The sequence below is a fragment of the Halomicronema hongdechloris C2206 genome, assembly GCF_002075285.3.
Taxonomy (GTDB): Bacteria; Cyanobacteriota; Cyanobacteriia; order Phormidesmidales; family Phormidesmidaceae; genus Halomicronema_B; species Halomicronema_B hongdechloris.
On the sequence record NZ_CP021983.2, the window covers coordinates 5,398,867 to 5,418,361 of the forward strand.

Annotated in this window: 21 protein-coding genes; 7 read left to right on the forward strand and 14 right to left on the reverse strand. The window is 55.7% G+C overall.

Annotated features, from left to right (window positions below):
• Positions 1-48 precede the first annotated feature (48 nt).
• The 7 genes from XM38_RS24655 to XM38_RS24680 all read right to left on the reverse strand — a co-directional run bounded on the left by XM38_RS24655 (position 49) and on the right by XM38_RS24680 (position 2,474).
• A complete protein-coding gene (locus XM38_RS24655; protein ID WP_080805333.1) occupies positions 49-309 on the reverse strand; it encodes a hypothetical protein in 261 nt (86 codons plus the stop codon).
• Between the two features lie 40 nt (positions 310-349).
• Positions 350-763, reverse strand: a complete 414-nt coding sequence (locus XM38_RS24660; protein WP_080805331.1) for a type II toxin-antitoxin system VapC family toxin — start codon at positions 761-763, stop codon at positions 350-352.
• Complete coding sequence (locus tag XM38_RS24665) at positions 748-1,014, reverse strand: hypothetical protein (protein ID WP_080805376.1); 267 nt, start codon at positions 1,012-1,014, stop codon at positions 748-750. The genes XM38_RS24660 and XM38_RS24665 overlap by 16 nt, the downstream gene beginning before the upstream one ends.
• Positions 1,015-1,071: 57 nt before the next feature.
• Positions 1,072-1,308, reverse strand: a complete 237-nt coding sequence (locus XM38_RS24670; RefSeq protein WP_080805329.1) for a ribbon-helix-helix domain-containing protein — start codon at positions 1,306-1,308, stop codon at positions 1,072-1,074.
• A gap of 56 nt (positions 1,309-1,364) precedes the next feature.
• Entirely contained in the window at positions 1,365-1,574 is a 210-nt protein-coding gene (locus XM38_RS26585; protein ID WP_306441596.1) for a PIN domain-containing protein, read from the reverse strand.
• Positions 1,575-1,580: 6 nt separating this feature from the next.
• The gene (locus tag XM38_RS26590) at positions 1,581-1,751 is read right to left on the reverse strand and encodes a PIN domain-containing protein (RefSeq protein WP_202978965.1); all 171 of its coding nucleotides are present in this window, start codon (positions 1,749-1,751) and stop codon (positions 1,581-1,583) included.
• Between the two features lie 327 nt (positions 1,752-2,078).
• Positions 2,079-2,474: a hypothetical protein gene (locus XM38_RS24680; protein WP_088431376.1), complete on the reverse strand. Its 396-nt coding sequence runs from the start codon at positions 2,472-2,474 to the stop codon at positions 2,079-2,081.
• Positions 2,475-2,797: 323 nt separating this feature from the next.
• Here XM38_RS24680 and XM38_RS24685 point away from each other — a divergent pair, with 323 nt between their 5' ends.
• Entirely contained in the window at positions 2,798-3,781 is a 984-nt protein-coding gene (locus XM38_RS24685) for an aldo/keto reductase (RefSeq protein ID WP_080805325.1), read from the forward strand.
• Between the two features lie 135 nt (positions 3,782-3,916).
• On the opposite strand, the gene XM38_RS24690 is transcribed toward XM38_RS24685, so the two are convergent.
• Complete coding sequence (locus XM38_RS24690; RefSeq protein ID WP_137455225.1) at positions 3,917-6,097, reverse strand: hypothetical protein; 2,181 nt, start codon at positions 6,095-6,097, stop codon at positions 3,917-3,919.
• A 411-nt stretch (positions 6,098-6,508) separates the two neighbouring features.
• Positions 6,509-6,760, reverse strand: coding sequence for a hypothetical protein (locus XM38_RS24695; protein ID WP_080805321.1), 252 nt, complete (start codon positions 6,758-6,760; stop codon positions 6,509-6,511).
• A gap of 276 nt (positions 6,761-7,036) precedes the next feature.
• Between XM38_RS24695 and XM38_RS24700 the strand changes: the two genes are divergently transcribed.
• Complete coding sequence (locus XM38_RS24700) at positions 7,037-7,633, forward strand: Uma2 family endonuclease (RefSeq protein ID WP_080805319.1); 597 nt, start codon at positions 7,037-7,039, stop codon at positions 7,631-7,633.
• A 172-nt stretch (positions 7,634-7,805) separates the two neighbouring features.
• Here XM38_RS24700 and XM38_RS24705 read toward each other — a convergent pair whose 3' ends face one another.
• Together XM38_RS24705 and XM38_RS24710 are read right to left on the reverse strand one after the other, a co-directional pair.
• Positions 7,806-9,068: a ribulose bisphosphate carboxylase small subunit gene (locus XM38_RS24705; protein WP_080805374.1), complete on the reverse strand. Its 1,263-nt coding sequence runs from the start codon at positions 9,066-9,068 to the stop codon at positions 7,806-7,808.
• A gap of 229 nt (positions 9,069-9,297) precedes the next feature.
• The gene (locus XM38_RS24710; protein WP_080805372.1) at positions 9,298-10,422 is read right to left on the reverse strand and encodes a THUMP domain-containing class I SAM-dependent RNA methyltransferase; all 1,125 of its coding nucleotides are present in this window, start codon (positions 10,420-10,422) and stop codon (positions 9,298-9,300) included.
• Positions 10,423-10,534: 112 nt separating this feature from the next.
• Here XM38_RS24710 and XM38_RS24715 point away from each other — a divergent pair, with 112 nt between their 5' ends.
• The gene (locus XM38_RS24715) at positions 10,535-11,107 is read left to right on the forward strand and encodes a hypothetical protein (RefSeq protein WP_080805316.1); all 573 of its coding nucleotides are present in this window, start codon (positions 10,535-10,537) and stop codon (positions 11,105-11,107) included.
• A gap of 239 nt (positions 11,108-11,346) precedes the next feature.
• On the forward strand, positions 11,347-12,828 hold the full coding sequence (locus XM38_RS24720; RefSeq protein ID WP_080805314.1) for a mechanosensitive ion channel domain-containing protein: 1,482 nt from the start codon (positions 11,347-11,349) through the stop codon (positions 12,826-12,828).
• 112 nt (positions 12,829-12,940) lie between these two features.
• Here XM38_RS24720 and XM38_RS24725 read toward each other — a convergent pair whose 3' ends face one another.
• Entirely contained in the window at positions 12,941-13,981 is a 1,041-nt protein-coding gene (locus XM38_RS24725; RefSeq protein WP_080805312.1) for a peptidoglycan-binding protein, read from the reverse strand.
• A 354-nt stretch (positions 13,982-14,335) separates the two neighbouring features.
• Between XM38_RS24725 and XM38_RS24730 the strand changes: the two genes are divergently transcribed.
• Complete coding sequence (locus XM38_RS24730; protein ID WP_080805310.1) at positions 14,336-15,085, forward strand: DUF561 domain-containing protein; 750 nt, start codon at positions 14,336-14,338, stop codon at positions 15,083-15,085.
• A 97-nt stretch (positions 15,086-15,182) separates the two neighbouring features.
• Here the strand turns inward: XM38_RS24730 and XM38_RS24735 are convergent, their stop codons facing one another.
• Complete coding sequence (locus XM38_RS24735) at positions 15,183-17,798, reverse strand: M1 family metallopeptidase (RefSeq protein ID WP_088431380.1); 2,616 nt, start codon at positions 17,796-17,798, stop codon at positions 15,183-15,185.
• 193 nt (positions 17,799-17,991) lie between these two features.
• Between XM38_RS24735 and XM38_RS24740 the strand changes: the two genes are divergently transcribed.
• Positions 17,992-18,273: a BrnT family toxin gene (locus tag XM38_RS24740; RefSeq protein ID WP_080805308.1), complete on the forward strand. Its 282-nt coding sequence runs from the start codon at positions 17,992-17,994 to the stop codon at positions 18,271-18,273.
• Positions 18,266-18,541 (forward strand): antitoxin, encoded by a 276-nt coding sequence (locus XM38_RS24745; protein ID WP_080805306.1) that lies wholly within the window; start codon positions 18,266-18,268, stop codon positions 18,539-18,541. The genes XM38_RS24740 and XM38_RS24745 overlap by 8 nt, the downstream gene beginning before the upstream one ends.
• Positions 18,542-18,673: 132 nt before the next feature.
• Here XM38_RS24745 and XM38_RS24750 read toward each other — a convergent pair whose 3' ends face one another.
• Positions 18,674-19,450, reverse strand: coding sequence for a TIGR01458 family HAD-type hydrolase (locus XM38_RS24750; protein WP_088431382.1), 777 nt, complete (start codon positions 19,448-19,450; stop codon positions 18,674-18,676).
• Between the last annotated feature and the right edge of the window lie 45 nt (positions 19,451-19,495).

Sequence of the window (19,495 nt, forward strand, 5' to 3'; positions counted from 1 at the left end):
TTGGCGACATCAATGAGAATGTCTGTATCGACCAGAATTTGAGCCATATCAACTGCGCCAGTGTTGTTGACGAATTTGCCTTACCCATGCAGTGCTATCTGCCATTGCGGGGCGAGTCTCCTTCAGAGATGCTTCGCAAACGCTCCACATACTGATAAAGGATTCGTTTTCGATGTTGAGGGGTTGGTGGGTTGTGGGCTCTGATGAGGAATAGCGCTGTTTCAGGAAGGCAACGAAATCTACTACGAGCTGTTGGGCTGTGGCAGGCAGGGTAGAAATGTCGTCTCTCAGTTGCTCAAATTCGGGCATGGATCAAGGGCTTTGAAGAAGCTACTTCTTAGGGTTATCGCTAGGGGAGTAATCTGAAACTCTCGCAGTGGCTGGGTCGAAAGATTCGGAAGTCTCGTTGGTCAATGGTCAAGATGGTTGTGATGGCTAATCGTTCGGCCATTGCCATAATGGTGGAATCGACAAAGTCAACTTTGCTGTCGAGATACTGCTCTACGATATTGGCGGCTCTGGCGATGTCCGGGTCGGTGGATGCGGTAAGGACAAAGCGACTGGCAGGGATACCTTTCAAAAAGGCGACGACGGTTGGTATGCCTACGTCACGGCCTACCAGATAGGCAACTTCTACGAGCACGACTTGGGGCAGCAAAATTTGAGGAAATTGTAGGTAAACCGCTCTTACCTCAACGTGTCTGGGGTCTGCTTTGTTGACCAGGGCAACAACAAAGCCACTATCCGCTAAGACTGCTTCCATGTGAACCCGGAGTCTGGGGTGATGTCTTGTTCGAGGATGGTTTTGGCCTGGGTGGACAGATCTGGAGAACCAGAGAAAAGCCCAATTAGCGGATCCTCTTCGGCAGTAGCAGGCTCGGCGGGCTGATCGAATGAGTCAACGGGTTGGTACACCAGGATGAGTTCGATGTCCTGGTTAGCTAGTTGCTCAGGCATTTGAAGCTGGACGCTGCCATCAGGGTTAACGTGGGCTCGAAGTCTTAAGGTTTGCATGGTGGTCGTAAATAAGGTAACTTTGGAATTCAAACAATGACATCGTCGGTAGCAATTTCAACGGGACCAAAGACCGAGTTTGTAGTTGCTCGATAGGTCAGAATCGCCCTCGAAGCAGCCCACTAAGCCGTCTTCTTGCAGCACCTCCAGAGGAGATTTGGAGGGTGGGTTAAGCTGCTCGTAGTATAGGTCAATGGCCTGGTTCAAGATTTCAGACAGGTCTTGATTGGTGTGCTGTTGAATGTAAGCCAGCTTTTTTGCGTGGTTGTCGTCAATTTGGGTAACAATATCCATAGGCTTATCTCTAAGTTGTTGGCATTTCAAAAACTGGAAAGAGTAATGAAGGGTATCTAAGCAGATCGAGCTGCTGGATAAAGCTGCTGGATAAAGCGGAAGTCGCTCTGGTTTTTGCTGAGTAAAGGAATTTCATTGCCGATCGCGGCTGCAGCAATCAGAGCGTCAGCGATTAGAAGACCGTGGCTGAGGAAATACTCTTGAAGCAGTTGGGTGGCAATCTCACTGCTCTGGCTAGTTAGCGTCAGCACTTGAAATTGAGCCAGGCAGCGTTAGGCCTGTAGTTCGGTTTTGTTGCGGCATCGGACAGTTAGCTCCATGACGGTGATGATAGAAACGGTCAGGGTAGAGGCTTGGCTCTCGTTAGCCAGGCGCTCTATGGCGATCGTATCGTTGTTGGCGACATCAATGAGAATGTCTGTATCGACCAGAATTTGAGCCATATCAACTGCGCCAGTGTTGTTGACGAATTTGCCTTACCCATGCAGTGCTATCTGCCATTTCGGGGCGAGTCTCCTTCAGAGATGCTTCGCAAACGCTCCACATGCCGACAAAGGGTTCGTCTTCGAGGTTGAGAGTTGGTGGGTTGTAGGCTCGGGTGAGGAATAGCGCTGCTTCAGGAAGGCGACGAAATCTACCACGAGCTGTTGGGCTATGGCAGGCAGAGTAGAAATATCGTCTCTCAGTTGCTCAAATTCGGGCATGGTTTGTCTCCGGGGCTATGTTCTAGGCAAAACAATTTCAACTATCTATTAGCACGTACTCGCTACTCACGGACTTCCGACTCCCGACTCCCTCGGCGGATGCGCTACACTCGGGCCGGTGGGGAGTGGGTCGAGGAGGGTTTGGTAGGGTTGGCCGCTGGCGATGGCAGTGGCCATGGCGTCGTAGATTTGGCGGATGGTGTCTTTGGTGCGGTAGTGGCCGTGGGCTTTTTCGTCTTTGCGTTTGACGATAGGGAAGGTTTCCATGATGTAGTCAACGTCGTCGCGCTGGATGCCGTAGAGATGGAAGTAGGCGGCGTCGAGTTCGCAGCGGAGTAGCAAGCGGCGGTTTTCATTCCATTTGGAGGGGGGACCTTCGTAGCCGCAGTCTTGGGCAAAGGGTTGCAGATCCCAGGAGTTGTAAGTTAGCTCAAGAACATGCGAGAGTATCCAGTCGCTCAAAGTCTTGCGTTTATCCCATCACTATTTAGGACAGGCAGGTTGCATTCCTAGGGTCTGCTCCATTTGACGCTGTCTCGTTGGCCCGAGTTGAGAACATCGTAAATGATCCTAATGAACTACTTTGCTCGGACGTCGTTGATCGGTTGTATTGGGTAGGGGGAGCCGTTCATCCTGGCAGTGGTCTAATGACGATTCTAGAGTCCGCCAGGAATACCGCAACCTTGGTCAACCAGGATATTTCTAGGAGTTATTCTGGCAGCTGAGCACCCCGGCTACAATGGAACCACTGCAGCTTCTGGGGCGATGGCAACGCCAGAAAAACCATGGTGGGCAAACAAACACGACGGAATTTCTTCCTGGCTGGGGCGGCGGTCGCTGGTAGCATCATCGGCGGTCGAGCCGTAAGCCAGCTCCACGGTAAATCCAACGCTACCGATACACCGCTGCCGCAGACGGAGCCCATCCCCCAGCGTTCCCTAGGAAGTACCAATGTGGTCTTGCCCATCTTCGGCCTGGGGGGGGCTGGACGCACGCCCTTGTCCCAGGAGGGGCGATCACAAGAAGCCGAAGCTCTGGTGGATGCTGCCCTAAAGCTGGGGATTCGTTACTTCGATACGGCAGCAGACTATGGTCCTAGTGAAGAGAACTTAGGCCGGGTGCTGCCCCCCTATCGAGATCAGGTGTTTATTGCCAGCAAAACTGCAGCGCGAGACCGAGATGGAGCCTGGCGAGAATTGGAGCGCTCTTTGCAACGGCTGAACACAGACTACCTAGATCTGTGGCAACTCCATCATGTCTCTCTACCCGCCGAAACCGAGGAAATCTTTGGTCCCCAGGGAGCAATTCATGCCGTCCAAGAGGCGAAGGAGCAGGGGCTGATTCGATTGACGGGCATTACCGGCCACCATGACCCAGCTGTGATTATGGAAGGATTACGCCGTTACCGCTTCGACACCACCTTGATCCCAGTCAATGCGGCTGAAATCCACCATCCCCAGTCCTTTATCACCACGGTGATGCCCCTGGCCCGAGAGCAAAACCTGGGTGTTATTGCTATGAAGGTGCCAGCCTGGGGCAAGCTGTTGCAACCGGGTCGCCTGGAGGGCTTTGATCAAGCCCTGGGCTATAGTCTGTCGGTGCCGGGGGTGCGGTCCTGCGTGGTCGCTGCGGAAGATGCGGCCCAGTTGGAGCAGAATGTGATGGCGGTACGTCAGTTTCAGCCCCTAGATGAAGCCACCATGGCTGCCATCGCCCAACGCACGGCGGCAGACTGGCCGGAGACCACGTTCTATCGAGCCTGGACATAAACTAACGCTGTTTAGGTTCTTGGCCTTGGTCAGAGGGCCTAGTCAAATAGCAACTAAGGTGGGCATTGCCGTCAAGGCTTGCCTCAACACGCCTCAAACAGACTCAGGCAGTTCCCACCCTACGCTACTCGCCAGCTAGCAGTGTTCATCTAACCATCGTTGCAACCGATCGATAGACGCCTGATAGGCGTCGAGCTCATCCTGGCTGTAATTATCGATATTAGCCATGTGGTCTGTATAGCCATCGGGATTGTCTACCGTGCCGTCCCCATCCGGGTCCCGATTCTGATTACAGGTGCGTTGGTGCACTTGTTCATGGGCCACATAGGCGTCATAGATCACGCCAGGTTTACCTGCGGCCACAAACTCTTCTCGGGTTTGATCGTGTTTGATTTCACAGGTGTCGGCATCGGTATAAGCCGGTACTGGTAGAGCACTGCCGCCCGTGTCACTGGAACCAGCAACAGCCTCCTGAGCCGCTGTTACGGCGGCCCGTTGATTGTCGGTACTATAGTCAAAGTCGTCCCCCTGAGCCCGCTGCTGAGCAATATACTCCTTGACTAGCCGGTTATAGTCATAGCCATTATCGAGGCCGTTTCTGCGAGCCGATTGCTTAATTAACTCATTGTGGAAGGCATCCTGATTGCGCTTCAGTCCTGCCAGTTCCTGGGCCACCTGTTGGCACTGAGGATCTTCCTCGGGCGGGATCTGATCTTCGGGGATGGGACGATTGGATGCGCCCAGACGCTGTTTACTAGTGTTACCAGGCACCGCGGCCCCCCCAGAAGGGTCGATCGGCGTGCCATCATTACCGGGCATGCTCTGGTTGGCCTGGGCCAGGTAAATGCCTTGGGCGGAGGCCAAGAGGGTGTCGCGAGACCGGCTGGCAACGGCGCTACAGGCACCGGCATAGCGACAGAGCTGATACTGCCAGGCTCGGGTGAGCAGGGTGAGCTGATCGGCTTGCCAGCTGTTTGCTGGGGGAGCAATTACCGGTTCCAGGGCCTGCGTTAAGTGGTAGATATCGGCCAAGTCCTGTAGTGCCGCTGTATTGGAAGCAATGTCTACTTGATTGAAGACGCTGGCCTGCTGCCGTTGATAGCGAGTCGCCTGCCGATAGCGAGTGGCGGCATCACCATAGCGTCCGCTGGCCTGGGGGCGACCATCACCGCTGGGCACGCCCACCAGGGTCCAGCCTTGATCGCTCCAGGTTCGATCAAAAGAGAGAATCTCTTCCGGTGGCAATAGTTCATCACGGCGTAGGCGAACTGAGCGAATGGCGTAGCCGCTAACGCCGTCATCCCCAGCAACGGTCAGTGGGGCAAGGCTGTCGTCATACTGGATGTCAATGCGGTTGCCGCTGCGGTCAGTCAGGGTAGTGATGCGGCCCTGGCTGTCCCGGGTCAGCTGAATCGGCTCCGGTACGGAGACGTGCATTTCTGTCTGGGAATACCCCGACGGGGAATATCGCACGAAGTAGCCATCGGGATGGTAGGACCAGCGCTGGGCCGGGACTTCCCGGCTGTTTTCGCCCAGCGGGGCCTCCCCTAGCAGCACGGCAATGCGCTCTAGATCTTCGAAAGTGCTGTTGGCCTGGGTAATGGTGCTGCGGATGCGGGCCTTGGCTTCGAAGACCTGCTGGGCCACTGGTGGTAGTTCTCGCAGGGCCCGCTGCAACAGCTCGTCGGGAATTTGCCCCAGGGCACCACTGCTGAGGCGGTTGAATTCGGTGTCGGTGAGTAGGGTCCTGGCTACCTGCGCCCGCTCCGGCGGCAGGGACGCTAAATCGGTCTGGGCAATGATGGCCCAAAGCAGCACTTGCACCTGTTCCTGGCGAATTTCAGGATGATCGACTGAGCGCCGCAACACGTTTTGAATAATATCGGCGGCGCTCCCCTTCAGAGGGGCATAGAGGTAGCCGTCACCGCGGCCAGGGCCGTGGGTGCCAGCCCGTAGGCAATAGCTTTGGGCGTGGAAGGCGTAGTCTCCTGGTTGGACCTGAAAGCTGTTGCGATGGTCTAAAGACCGGCCCAGAGGGCCATCGCTCAGGGATAGCAACCGCAGAGCCTTGTATTGGCTGGGATGGTAATTATCTAGGAAGGGAATCTCTTGCTGGGCATCTTCTAGGCTGGTGGCGAGGGCTGGTTCTTTGGCCAGCAGCTCCTCTAGGCCTGGTACCTCCACCGGAACATCGACAGGAATATCGGGAATGCCCGGGATGCGAAACTGAGCCGATGCCTGCAGGCCCCAGTTGAGCCCCAGTAACACCATTAGGCCCACGAAAAACCGGGCGATAAATTTAGTCCAACGTCTCATAACGAGGTGTGAGCATCTATAACTGTCCACGGATTTAGATCTACAGGGATTGCTCTCCGTGATCAGAAATCTCTGACAGTTTTGCCTACCTTAACCTCGCGGTAGCCGTAGATACAAATTCTAGTCGGGCAGCTGCTACCGCCAGTTAGAACAGATCAAACCTCCTGAGCCGATTGACAGAGAAGTTGCGCCTAAAAAACATCCCATCCATCTGCTATCAACTTGATGGGTACTGTATCTTCACGCGAATCCCTAGGCTTCTGGTTCCATGAGAGCTATGTCATGTAGCTCAATAGACAAAATCATGATTAAGCCCCCGGCCGAAGACAGCCGAGGGCTTAGCGGGTGATTAACGAGGCACTGCCTAGGGGGTAGTAACAGCGCCCGAGGACATCTTAACCTTCGTCGCGCTTAGCGCAGGATGTCGAAGTTGACGGCGTCCTTATCCAGGTTTTCCTCGCGCAGTTCGTCGAAATCGACCTTTTCGGATTTCTCCAGATTTCGCTGGCGCAGGATGTCGAAGTTGACGGCGTCCTTATCCAGGTTTTCCTCGCGCAGTTCGTCGAAGTCGACCTTCTCAGCGTAGGCTGCTGGGGCCGCAACTACACCGAGGGCGGCCACGGTCAATAGAGAGAGTGCAATGGTTTGGGATTTGAGTTGCATGATTGGGGGCTCCTTGTTTGGAAAGGTCTTGTGTAGACAAGATTTATCCTCTCGTGAACTCCGGGATTAGGGAGTGACCTGCCTCTCTATAAATCGGTGATAATTTCAGCTACTGCTGGTGACTCCCCTTGGGAGTCACCGTGACCTGTATCACAAACTACATTTTCTCTCATGTGAAGAGGCTTTGCTTTCGGGCTTGACTTACATCAGCTAGGTTGGGGCTTAGCCATTACCTGAAGTGCCACAATAAGATCAACGCGTTCGAGAACGTCAACGATGACTACAGCCCAGCGACTGACGTTTGAACAGTACTTAAACCGGGATGATGATACCGATAAGCGCTACCAACTGATTGATGGGAGATTAATCGAGTTGCCACCGGAGTCAGAACCCAATACATCCCTGGCTAATTATCTGTTTTTGCAACTCGTCAATGCTGGTCTCTCATTTCGCTTGATTCAGCCCCATGCCTGCGAGTTGCAGGTTGCTGTCCTGCAATCCGGTGATCCGGCTAATCGTTACCCTGATTTGGTCGTGTTACGACCAGAGCATCTGGAACTAACCCAAAGGCGCTTGACCATTACCTTCGATATGCTGCCGCCGTCGCTTGTGGTTGAGGTGGTGTCTCTAGGTGAGCGCAATCGCCAGCGCGATTATGATCGCAAGCGTAGCCAATATGCGGCTCGAGGCATTCCGGAGTACTGGCTGATCGATCCGATAGACAAGGTGATCACAGTATTGCAGCTGGAATCTGGCAGTTACCAGGAGGTTGGCCGGTTTTCTGGACAAGCTCAGATTCAATCTCCAGCATTGCAGCGATTAGATAGTTCATGGTCTGTGACGGCAGCGCAGATTTTCGAAGCGGTTGACTGAGTTTCCCCAGCCTTGCCCATGAAAAATGGCTCTGGTCCCCCCAGACCAGAGCCAAAGTGCGTTGAAGAGTTTTCACACAAGGAGCCGACAACGCACTGCTATCTCAATATTGCCCTTTATTTTCGAAAATACCAAGGGGGTATCCCCCTACAAATGAGCCGCTCTGGACCGTTTAGCGAGGGCGTTGAATGATCTGCTCCAGAACTCGTTGTTTTTTTTGGGGATCGATGCCAATCATGCGCACATATTCTTGGGGATGATCTAGCAGGCATTGCTCCATGGCCATGGCTGCTTCATCGCTATTGTCAGTCTGCAAAGTAGCGCAACTCTTCCAAGAATTCATGCGAAAGCGCCGTTCGTCCACGTGCTCGAGGCCGATGCGATAGCCCTGGTTGAGTAACTGCCGCACTTGGTTCAGGGTGTCTTGGTCAAGCCGAGTCGAGGAGGCTCGGTGCTGGGAAGGAGTCTGCTGGCTGCCATTGCCCGAGGCAACTCCTTCATAGGCTCGATAAAACGATTGCGCAGAGGGGGAAGGTGCTGGTTCCGGGCTTCCTTGCCGCAGGGCCTGGTTATACTCTCGCACCAGTTGCATATCTCGCACCCGGCCTTGCTCCCGCACCATGTCGTGGCCCACCTCTAGCAAGTGCTGAATGCTGAAATCGGGTTTGTGGAAGGTGGGCGGGGTCTTGGTATTGACCACTTGGCGGGCCACTTGATCAACGCCGACGGAATGGATAAAGTCGCGGATTTGCTCGTCGTAGATGCGCGATCGCAACGCCCCGAAAAAATCAATGGCCTGATCGGGGAAGGTATCTACCAGGGTAACGATGTCCTGCTGGCTGAGGCCATCGGGCTCGAAGATGCCGCCGACGATGCCGATGCGGTCATTGCGATCGGGTTCCCAGTAAAACTTCTCCATGCGGCCATCACGAATCAGGGGCGCATAGAGGGTGGCCAGGTCGTTACCGGTAACGACGATGGGAATGCGCTGCAGGGGGGTCTCGTCGTAGCTGCCGGGCAACTGCACGTTGGTGGGGTTGTCGGCAATATTCATCAGGGTGTTGTTCACCAGCTGGGTGTTGACGGTGTATTGGGTGAGGGCGTCGAAGCGACCGGCCCCGGCATCGAGGTCGTTGATCATCAACACCGCCATCTTGCCCCGCACCCGCACCAATTCGGCGGCTTCCCGGTAGCGTAGCCGCAGCAACCGGGCCGGATCGCCGGCGTCAGGGCTTTCCAACTCGCCGCCGGAGACATGCACCACCTCTACCCCCATGCGCTCAAACACCAGCTCGCACTGGAAGGTCTTGCCTTCGCCCTTGCGACCGTGGATGCCCAAGATCAGGGGCAGTTTCACCTGGGGCAGGTCTAAGTAGTTCTTGGTGATGTGAACGGCGAGTCGATCGAGGAAGCGGGGAGAGATATAGTAGGCCATGGATTTGGATGCATCGTCGGTGGCAGACCCAGCATCGGGACCGTTGCTTAACCGCGCCGTTTGCTCTTGGCTCTGCCGTAGTTCATTATCCCTCAGCCATAGCAGCGGCAACAGCGATGACTGGGTTGCGATCGCAAATGGCAATGATAAGTGGCAACAATCCTGGCAGCGAGAGGATAGTCACCAGGTTTAGGGAACGCGGTTGCCTGTGCACCACATCCATCGCCTGTCAGTAGAGCTCATACTTCATCCACTGGCAGGGTAAGGAGCCATTGTACACCGGAAACCGCTGAGCCGATTTGAGACCGATGTGGCGGGCTAATTCCTTATTGCCGCTGAGGATAAAGGCAGTCCAGCCCTTGAATCGCTGCTTCAGCACGTCCCCTAATAGCCTGTAAAAGTCCGCTAGCTCGGCTGGATGGCCCATCCGCTCCCCATAGGGAGGATTGCAGAGGATGATGCCCTGATCGGCTGGGGCGTCTAGGGTGGCTAACGCTTGCTGGAAGAACCGCACCTGGTCGGCTAAGCCACAGGCTTGGGCATTGTGGCGGGCCTGGCGGATGACATCGGAGTTGCGATCGCATCCCAGTATCGGCACCGGTAGACTCGGGCGACGGCGGGCCTGGGCCTCCTGGAGTAAGGCTTGCCAGAGGTTGGCATCAAAATCGGGCCAGCGTTGGAAGCCGAAAGTGCTATCCAGCAATCCTGGGGCCACATCCAGAGCCTGCAGAGCTGCCTCCAAAGGCAAGGTGCCGGAACCACAGAGGGGATCGAGCAAGGGCACATCGCCCTGCCAACCCGTCAATCGTACCAGAGCTGCTGCTAGAGACTCCTTCAACGGGGCTGCCCCCACGGCAGGACGATAGCCACGGCGATGCAGACTGCGACCGGAGCTATCCAGGCTGACAATAGCTTGCTGCCGCTGGATATGCACATTCGCCTGCACATCGGCAGTCTGGACATCGACACTGGAGCGCCGGCCCCAATAGTGGCGCTGCTGATCGACGATGGCATTTTTCACCTGCAGTGCGGTGAAATGGCTGTGATTGAGCTGTCGGTTTTTACCCGTCACCCGCACTGCCAGGGTCTCGGCCGGGGTCAGATGGGCCGACCAGTCCAGGCGCTGAATTCCCTGATAGAGGGCCTTGGCATCCTGGCAGGGGACCTGAGCCAGGTGCACCAAAATCCGAAAAGGCAGCCGCGCCCAGAGATTCACTCGGTATAGCAGCTCCACGTGTCCCTGGAAGGCAACGCCGCAGAATTGGGGCTCTACCCCATGGGCCCCCAAGGCCACCAGTTCTTCGGCGGCGAGCGTCTCCAGACCACGCGCCACCGTAGCGAAATATTGCCCCATGCTGCTCCAGCTCATCCACGCCTTTATCCATTAAACCGGCTCAGGGCACGGCACCCTCCAGTTCTCTAGACAAAGTCGCTATGATGCCTAAGTAAACTCGTGATGACCGTCCATGAACACCCCGGCCCATGTGATTATCAATCTGCTCTGCCTGGGCCGTCAGGATGCTGCTCCGGTGCTGACGCCCGTCATCATCGGTGCCATCTTGCCCGATGCCCCCATGTTTATCTTTTACTTCATCGAGAAGGTGATACGGCGCACTCCGGAGATGGTGATCTGGCGCCAGAACTACCATCAGCCCCACTGGCAAAATTTCATCGACCTGTTTAATTCCCTGCCCTTGATGTTGCTGGGGTGGCTGGTCGCTGCCTGGGCCGGGTCCAAACTGGGGATGCTGTTGTTTTCCAGCATGGCCCTGCATGTGCTGGGGGATTTGCCGCTGCACCATCACGATGCCCATCGCCATTTCTTTCCCTTCTCCGACTGGCGCTTCCATAGTCCGGTGTCTTACTGGGATCCCAACCACTACGGTCAGATTGTGACCGGGTTGGAAATTCTCATGGTGTTGGTATTCAGTATCTGGTTGGCCCTAGGATACGAGGCTTGGCCGGCGCGGCTGAGTGTGGGGTTGGTGGGCCTACTCTACGGTGCCTATTTCGTCTATGTTTTCACGGTGTGGGCTTAGACGGCGATGGCCTGCTATTATCTATCGACTGACTGGATTCCGCAGTGTCTGTGATGCTCGCTTTGGCGAGATAATTTAGGGTTGTTCTGATGGGCTGGCAGGCAACTCTATCAATCGCCCAAGGGACGAAGTGGCGGGAGGTAGGAGTCAGCTCGGGTTGCCTTGCTAAGTTGTCTTGAATTGTCTGCTGAATCCTGGCGTCATACCAGGGTCAGCATTCGAGTCCGATTGAGTGTTTTATGGTCACCCTGTTAACGGCTATTAGCAGCATCTTCACCACTCCCCTGCTGCGCATCGGCGGGTCGGTGATTTCCTTGGCAACCATCTTGCAGGTGCTGGCGGTACTGCTGGTTGTCTTGACCCTGACCCTGATTGTGAAGCGGTTGCTGACCCGGGTGATCTTGAAGCAGCTCGGGCTGCGGCAGGGCACCCGAGAATCGATCGCTACCATTAGCAGCTATGGGGTAGGGGTGCTGCTTGCGATCGCACTGTTGCAAGCCGTCGGCATCAACCTGGCCTCCCTGGCGGTAGTCGCGGGCAGCCTCGGTATTGGCATTGGCTTTGGCCTGCAAGACATCGTCCGCAACTTCATCAGCGGCATCACCCTACTAGTAGAACGGCAGCTAGAAGTGGGCGACTTCATTGAATGGCAAGGACTCTCCGGCTATGTGGCCGAGATTTCCCTGCGCTCCACCGTGATTCGCACCATCACCGAGCGCTACATCATCGTCCCCAACAGCAACCTGGTGGGCGATAAAGTCATCAACTGGACCTACCACCACACCAAAGGTTGGGTCTCCCTGCCCATCCAAGTGGCCCATGAGAGTGACCCCGTAGCTGTGATTGAAGTGCTGATGGACTCCGCCTACCTAGAAGAGACGGTCTCCCACGAGCGCGCCCCGGAAGTCTACTTCGTCGGCTTCAGTGAATATTCCCTAGACTTTCAGCTCTGGGTCTGGGTCACCCAAATCGATCGCAAATACATCACCGAAAGCTCCCTGCGGTTCATCGTCGAACAAAACCTGCGCCAGCATGGCATCAAATTAGCCTCTCCCCGTCTGGATCTATGGCATCGCAATCCCAACCTGGTGGTGCAATCATCCCTGGAGCGCTATCCGCACCACGTCACCCTGCAGGCTCCCTTCCCCGACGAGATGGCTGGGGGATCCCTCAAGCGTCCTGTCTCTACCCGCGATCTGCTGCGACAAATTTCCTACTTCCAGAACTGTAGCGAGATCGAACTGCGCAAGCTGGTTGAAGTGGGTTCCCGCCGCCATCTCAAGATGGGCGAAACCCTCTACCAAGCCGGAGATCCAGGCAATGCCTTCTACATCATCTTGGCTGGGGCCCTCAGTTACACCGTGGATGGCCTCAATCATGCCCCCACCGTGCTCACCACCAGCGAATTTATCGGGGAATTTTCTCTGATGCTGGGTATCCCTCGCACCGTCACCGTGCACGCCATCGAAGACACCACCGTCTTCGCCGTCAGTCCCCAGGGCTTCAAGAAGATTCTCAAAGACCAACCCCAACTCTACGAGCTGATTGTGCAAGCCATGGGGCGCCACCAAGAAGAGCTCTCCCAGCACCGGCTGCAGCTACGGCACATGGGATTACTCAACACCACAGAGTATGACAAGAACCCGGTGGCCTGGATTACCAAAAACCTGGAAAAACTCTTCAATCTTTCCAATGATGTCACGCCCCCCACTCACCCCTAGGTCTGGTTACTCGAACTACCTTGAATACACTTGAATACATAGGAGGAGAGAAAAATTAGCCTTTATCGCCGTGATTTAGAGCATCGCTATAGTGCCCTTGGCATAGGCCAGGTTAGCCGATGTTCAACCGAGTCAAGGTTTTGGGACCGACTATCCCATCGGTCACGAGCCTTTGGGATGCCTGAAACTGCTTCACAGCCTGTTCCGTATTGGGACCGAAGACCCCATCAATACTGACCCGCTGACCTGCCTTGGCCAGGGCCTGTTGCACCTGACGCACGTCGTTCCCGGTAAGGTAGGGCTCTGTTAGATACAGCACCCGCATCAGCAGGCAACTCCAAGTCTTGGACCCCACTACCCCGTCAACAGCCAGGCCATTGACCTGTTGGAAGCGTTCCACCGCCAGCTTCGTCGCCGGCCCAAAGACACCATCTACCACCAGCCCTGCCCCCTTGCGGTGCAGACATTCCTGGGCTTGCTTAACATCTTCTCCCTGCAGGTAGGGATTAGTGAGATACAGGGTACGGCGATCAGTGGCCGTTGGCGTCGTCGGGGCCGTGGCCACCGGGCTAGAACGCCCCTGCAGATAGGCCTGGGCCTGCTGGCTCAAGCGGGCCCCCGAGCCATAGGTGCGGCCACTAGCAAGATAGTCACGTCCGGCTGCACTGAGAGATACTCCGGAGGTGCCCGAGAGAAATAGATTCGCCTCCGACAGTCGCCGTCGCAGCAACCCTTCTTCGACGTTGCTGCCGGGGTTGCGGTAGAGAACCAGGGCGGCTTCAATCTGGTCCCACTGGCGTTTTTGCAAGACCCGAGTAATGGTCTCAAAGCCGCGGTTGCCGTAGAAATGGGCTCCCAGGTTATAGGCAAAACTGAGGATGGCGCCCTGTTGCGGTTCAGTTAGGCTAGACCAGACTGGAATTTTCTCTAGGGGGGGCAAGAAGGCTGCTTCCACATGCCAGGTCAACAGGGCATCAGCCTCTGCCTGGCTAATCCGCTCGCCGAGTTGAAAGGGGCTGCCATCCCGCTTGCGAGTGTTGCCCCAGCCGATGGTGTAGGGTTTGCCGCCAGTGCGGGGGTCGGGATAGGCTTCCAGACGACAGCCCTCAAATTGTTTAATCATGGCAACGCCAGCCTGAGGCACCCTGGCCATGGAGCATTCCTCCCAAAGGGGTCACCTGTTGAGGATACTGAGGAGATCCCCGGGATGCTGTAGCTTGCAATGGTTTGTAACTGTTCTCAATGTCTAGGACTCGGCAGCAGAGTACTCGATCGACTCATTCCCCTCAGCTGGCAGCAGAATTCCCAATACCTGGATCGCTTGCCTCAGAGGACATTTGAAAACTCGGCTGAAAGCCCTGTAGGGCAAGCGTTTTAGAGCGTATGGCTCTGTTGGCCAGAATCCAGTCTGGAGCAAGGTTGCAGGGTACTTTCCAAATATCTTCTCAGCCCAATGGCAGAATAAATCAGATGCCATTTAACAGCACCCTAGGACAGAACTTAGATCATGACTATGCATGCCCATCTTCAAGCTGCCCTGAGCCAAGGACGAGCCCTCAAAATTATCAGTGGATTGACTAATTTTGACACCGATCGGGTCGCCGCCGTGGTACGGGCAGCCCAACAGGGCGGCGCCACTTTCGTCGATATCGCCGCCGATGCCAATTTAGTGCGGTTGGCCCGTCGCCTCAGCGATTTGCCCATTTGCGTCTCTGCCGTAGAGCCGGAGGCCTTTCTGACTCCCCTAGAGGCCGGGGCCGACATGCTTGAGATTGGTAACTTCGATGCGTTTTATGCTCAAGGACGGCGGTTTGCAGCTGCGGAAGTCCTAGAGCTAACCTACCGCACCCGAACCCTAGTGGGCGATGTGCCCCTATCGGTGACTGTCCCCCATATCCTGCCTCTAGATCAGCAGGTGCAGTTGGCCGAGGAATTAGTGGCAGCGGGTGCTGACCTGATTCAGACCGAAGGCGGCACCAGCAGTCAGCCAAGCCACGGTGGCACCCTAGGCCTGATCGAAAAAGCCGCGCCTACCCTAGCTGCCGCCTATGAAATCTCTCGAGCGGTTGAGGTTCCCGTGCTCTGTGCCTCAGGCCTATCCCACGTGACTGCAACCATGGCCATCGCTGCCGGGGCGGCGGGCATCGGCGTAGGATCTGCCGTAAACAGGCTGGACAATGATGTGGCCATGGTCGCGGTAGTGCGCCAGTTAGCCGAGGCCCTGCAGGCGGTTAGTCGTCGTTCGGTTGGCGTCTAGTCCTGATATCCCATCTGGACAACGGCACCGTTTGTCAATACTGAGCCCCTGGTAGGGATGCGGTATATCCCGTCCCTACCAGGGCGGGGGCAAGTCCTCAGCCAGCGGATGAGTTGGTCTTGGTCTTGGCCTCTAGACTCTCTAAGCGGCTCTTGAGGTCCTGGTTGGCTCGCTTCAGTTCATCAATCTCCTGCTGCAGGGTCTGCACCGCTTCATCCTTATCGATCGCTTTTTGCACTGTCTGGACGGCCTCTTCGGCCCGGCGGCGCACCCGGCCATCGGGGGTGTGATCGGCGAGGGATTGCAGCACTTTGATAGCTCCTGGCGTTTCCATGCTGCCGAGGGCACTGACTACGGCTACCTGAGTCAGGAAGAAGGTCTCGCGCGACAGCAGATCTAACTGATCTAGAATCCGTTCGATGGCTGCTTTGCCCTGGCCGGTGGAGATTTTGCCCAGGGCGCGGATGGCTGTGAGCCTTAGAGGTTGGGGGACTCCGGCCTGGGTGTAGGGCATTAGCAGTGTCAGAGCCGCCTCCGAGGTCTTGAATTGGCTTACGCCCCTAATCGCCCCAGAACGCACGGTCTCATTCCAACCGGCGCGCTCTTGCAGGACCTGCTCTAACATTTGCAGACCTTGCGGCTGCTGCGACTGTCCATCTAGGGGAGTCGCGGCAACCTTACCCAGGGCTTCCGCCGCCGCTGCCTCGACATAGTAGCTCGGATCTCCCGAGTCTAGTAGGGCGTATAGCGCCTGATAGCTAGCCATGGTTTTCACCTGGCCTAGGGCATTGGCGACGGCACGGCGTACTCGTGGATGGACGTCAGCCAGCCCGTTAATGAGGCTATCGACGGCTTGATCAAGCTTGACAGAGGCCAGCTGCTCGGCCACCTCGGCTCGGACTCCCCAGAAGGGATCTGATTCTAAGGCAGTAGCTAGCGCCCTGACGGCCTCTAGATTGCCTTTTTTTGCGATCGCATCCGCTGCGTCAATCCGCGACAGCGGGTCAGGATCATCCTGTAACTGGGCCTTGAGTTCAGGCAGTGGATAGTTCAGAGTTACCGTCTTTAAGGTATGGCTGCCCTGATCAAAACTGACAAACGTCGGTTTTTTAGCCAGCGGGAAGAAGAAACTCTGCTCCTGCTCATGGATCCGCACCGTGAACGATTGCAGCGTCACTTGTCCAGTCTCATCCCTATAGCCAAAGGCAATGGGCATCTTCAGATCGAACAGGCCCTTTTCCGTCCCAGTCTTGCCCTCCTGGGCCTGGGTCTGGGTCACCGTGACCTGGGCCAAACAGCTATCCTTGTCCCAGCTATAGGTCACCTTGTAGTCGGGATATCCTCCCCGAAAGACATACTGATCGAAGAGAGGGCGTAGGTTACGGCCGGTGGCCCGATCGATGGCCCGAATCAGATCCACCGTTTCTACAGTGCGGTGAGCATTGTCGCGCACAAAGGTATGAATCGCCTGTTGAAACAACTCATCGCCCAATGCCTGGTGAATCATGTGATACACGCAGGCGCCCTTTTCATAAATGTGACCGTCATAGAGCTCAATGGCTTCCCGATAGACATGGGTCACCATGGGGCGGCGATAGCGACTCTTGTCCTCGGAGACATAGCTTCGGATCTCATCAAGCCGATAATAATTGGCCTCATCTGCCCCATATTCATGCGCCGTCCACAGCACCTCGGCATAGCTGGCCATGCCCTCTTTAATCCAGGCATGGGACCAGTGGTTGATGACCAGCAAGTCTCCAAACCATTGATGCGCTAACTCATGGGCCACCAACATCTCGGAGTTGCGATTGTCTAGGGCAGCCCGCTCATCGAGGAGACAGCGATCGGTAAGGAGGGTGCAGGAGGTGTTCTCCATGCCGCCAAAGATAAAATCAGCGGCACATACCTGAGCATATTTGGGATAGGGATAGTCATAGCCAAAAACCTGACTAAAGAAGGCCAGCATCTGAGGGGTTTTGCCCAGGGTGCGTTGGGCATCGGCCTGTCGTCCCTTGTCGACATGGTAGGTAACTGGCACCGCCTGCCAGTGATCTTGAATCAGATCAAAGTTCCCTACAGCCAAGGCCATCAGGTAGGTCGGGTGAACCTGCCGTTGTACCCAGTGATAGACCTTAAAATCCCCTTCTTCTTCGGTAGCGACCAGCTCTCCATTGGCCACCGCTTGGTAGGGCTGTGGCACCTTCACCCGGATTTCTGAGGTTGATAGTTGACCCGGGTAGTCAAAGCAGGGGAACCAGTAGCGAGAGTCTTCATCTTCCCCTTGCGTCCAAACCTGCACCGGTTTATCGGGATAATGGTGATCGGGGCCAATGAAATACATGCCGCGCTGGGGGGCCTCAACCCGATAAGCAATCGTCAGGGTAACAGGCTGGTCCACCACTAGCGGAGTGGGCAAATTAATTGATAGTTCTTCTCCGTCATGATCGAAGGACCGGGCCGCGCCATCGACCGCAAGCGATTGAATCTCCAGGGCAACCGCATCTAGGGTGAGCCGATCGACGCCATTACGGATTGGATTAAGGCGAATAGAACAGGTGCCACTGCATTTTTTTTGGGCAATATCGAGGGCCAGGTCAAGGGCAATATGGTCTACCTGAGCAGGCCGATCCGGATTGTAATGGGGTCGAGCGCCAGGTAGTTCAAAGGAATTCGGCTCATTATCGGCGGCAGTATAACAGTGGATGTTCAGCATGGCGGCAAGCAGTGTGGACAACCTAGACGCAACGGGAGACCCCCGAGACAGGGACTACCCAGTAGGGCCAGGGAGAGTAAAAGACCTACCCACCAGCGTAGCGTTTTCTCGAACCGGTTAAGGAGGACTGCAGCAGGCTAATATAGCGTTAGCCGCCAATGACATACGGCACACATCGTGCTACGATCGGTGGATGAAGCCTATCGTATGGAATCCCGACAAGAACGACATCCTCAAGGCTCAGAGAGGTGTCTCCTTTGAAGATGTCGTGTTCCATATTCAGGCTGGCGACATCCTCAGTACGGTCGACCACCCGAATCAGGATCGCTATCCCGGGCAGCGGATCCATGTGATAGAAATTGAGAACTATGTGTATCTCGTCCCGTTCATTGAATCGGATGATGAAGTCTTTCTAAAGACCATCATTCCGAGCCGGAAGGCAACGAAGAAGTACAGAGGCACGAAAGATGAGTGAATTGGATCAGGAAGAGAAGGAAATCCTTGAAGCGTATGAGGCTGGGAAGCTAAAGCGCACCGAGGGCGCCGCGCAAATCCAGAAGCGTCACAGGGAGTATGCTGAGGCCATGTTCAGAAAGGATGCAAGGATCAACATTCGCCTATCGTCGAAGGACCTTCGCGGGCTACAAAAGCGCGCCCTTGCGGAAGGTATCCCGTATCAAACGTTAATTGCCAGCGTCCTTCACAAGTACGTTGAGGGTAGGCTCCGTGAGGCCGACGGCTAACAGAGTAGAACGGGTAAAGCTAGTCCACACCCCGTTGCGCCGATCCCGGGGAGAACGTCCAAGATCAAGCGCTATTACTGGCGTGAGCTGGCTTGCCGCACGATGGAAATCTATTCGGCCTGGCGTGGCGCCCTAGCCCAGCAGATCCATGAGATCGCTAATGGAGTCCAACGCGACGTCAGGGATGACCTCAGAGCGGGCCGTTAGCTGCGGACGATACTTACCTGTCTTGACCAAAATGCCTGGCATGCCCATGGCCTGGGCACCGCCGACATCGGCCTCAATGTCATCCCCGACCATAGCCACCTGATCGGAGGATAACTTCAAGTCGTTCAAGGCTAGCTTAAAGAAGGAGGGAGAGGGTTTGCCCACGATAACCGCTGAGCGATCCGTCGCGTATTCTAAGCCGGTGACGAAGGCACCGATATCGAGCGAGAGGCCCGCTTCCCACTGCCAGTACTTACCCTTATGCAGGGCCACCAGCTCGGCCCCCTGCATGATTAGTCGGAAGGCTCGATTGAGGGTGCGATAGTTCCAGGCATCTCCCATGTCGCCAAGTACAACGACGTCGGCATTCGTGTCGGAGTAGGGAAAGTCGGCGAAATCTTGTTTAGCATCATCGGACAACAGCGGATAAATTTTGGGGGAACCCAGCTGTTGCAGGTAGAGCACAGCGGCGTAGGCAGCACTGATGATTTCATGGGGCTCGATGGGTAAGCCAATGGATTTCAAGCTCTGGCTAAGGGACTGCGTCGATTCCGTGGTGTTGTTGGTGACAAAGCGATAGTTCATGGATGTGGTTTTCAGGGCCTGAATCATCTCAACGGCCCCGTCGAGAGGTCGATTGGCGACATAAAAGACACCATTGAGATCCAGCAGTAAGCCATGAACTGATGGCAGGGAGGTCATGGTGAGAGGTCCTCCATGGGTGGGATGTAATCCAATCTTGTGATT

Bases quoted from the DNA above. Each gene is read 5' to 3' on its own strand.
- XM38_RS24705 (WP_080805374.1), bottom strand. From the start codon at position 9,068: ATGGCCTACTATATCTCTCCCCGCTTCCTCGATCGACTCGCCGTTCAC.
- XM38_RS24725 (WP_080805312.1), bottom strand. From the start codon at position 13,981: ATGGCCAGGGTGCCTCAGGCTGGCGTTGCCATGATTAAACAATTTGAG.
- XM38_RS24700 (WP_080805319.1), top strand. From the start codon at position 7,037: ATGACTACAGCCCAGCGACTGACGTTTGAACAGTACTTAAACCGGGAT.
- XM38_RS24715 (WP_080805316.1), top strand. From the start codon at position 10,535: ATGAACACCCCGGCCCATGTGATTATCAATCTGCTCTGCCTGGGCCGT.
- XM38_RS24735 (WP_088431380.1), bottom strand. From the start codon at position 17,798: ATGCTGAACATCCACTGTTATACTGCCGCCGATAATGAGCCGAATTCC.
- XM38_RS24695 (WP_080805321.1), bottom strand. From the start codon at position 6,760: ATGCAACTCAAATCCCAAACCATTGCACTCTCTCTATTGACCGTGGCC.
- XM38_RS24740 (WP_080805308.1), top strand. From the start codon at position 17,992: ATGAAGCCTATCGTATGGAATCCCGACAAGAACGACATCCTCAAGGCT.
- XM38_RS24745 (WP_080805306.1), top strand. From the start codon at position 18,266: ATGAGTGAATTGGATCAGGAAGAGAAGGAAATCCTTGAAGCGTATGAG.
- XM38_RS26590 (WP_202978965.1), bottom strand. From the start codon at position 1,751: ATGGCTCAAATTCTGGTCGATACAGACATTCTCATTGATGTCGCCAAC.
- XM38_RS24710 (WP_080805372.1), bottom strand. From the start codon at position 10,422: ATGGGGCAATATTTCGCTACGGTGGCGCGTGGTCTGGAGACGCTCGCC.
- XM38_RS24720 (WP_080805314.1), top strand. From the start codon at position 11,347: ATGGTCACCCTGTTAACGGCTATTAGCAGCATCTTCACCACTCCCCTG.
- XM38_RS24685 (WP_080805325.1), top strand. From the start codon at position 2,798: ATGGTGGGCAAACAAACACGACGGAATTTCTTCCTGGCTGGGGCGGCG.
- XM38_RS24690 (WP_137455225.1), bottom strand. From the start codon at position 6,097: ATGAGACGTTGGACTAAATTTATCGCCCGGTTTTTCGTGGGCCTAATG.
- XM38_RS24730 (WP_080805310.1), top strand. From the start codon at position 14,336: ATGACTATGCATGCCCATCTTCAAGCTGCCCTGAGCCAAGGACGAGCC.
- XM38_RS24750 (WP_088431382.1), bottom strand. From the start codon at position 19,450: ATGACCTCCCTGCCATCAGTTCATGGCTTACTGCTGGATCTCAATGGT.
- XM38_RS24660 (WP_080805331.1), bottom strand. From the start codon at position 763: ATGGAAGCAGTCTTAGCGGATAGTGGCTTTGTTGTTGCCCTGGTCAAC.
- XM38_RS24665 (WP_080805376.1), bottom strand. From the start codon at position 1,014: ATGCAAACCTTAAGACTTCGAGCCCACGTTAACCCTGATGGCAGCGTC.
- XM38_RS24655 (WP_080805333.1), bottom strand. From the start codon at position 309: ATGCCCGAATTTGAGCAACTGAGAGACGACATTTCTACCCTGCCTGCC.
- XM38_RS24670 (WP_080805329.1), bottom strand. From the start codon at position 1,308: ATGGATATTGTTACCCAAATTGACGACAACCACGCAAAAAAGCTGGCT.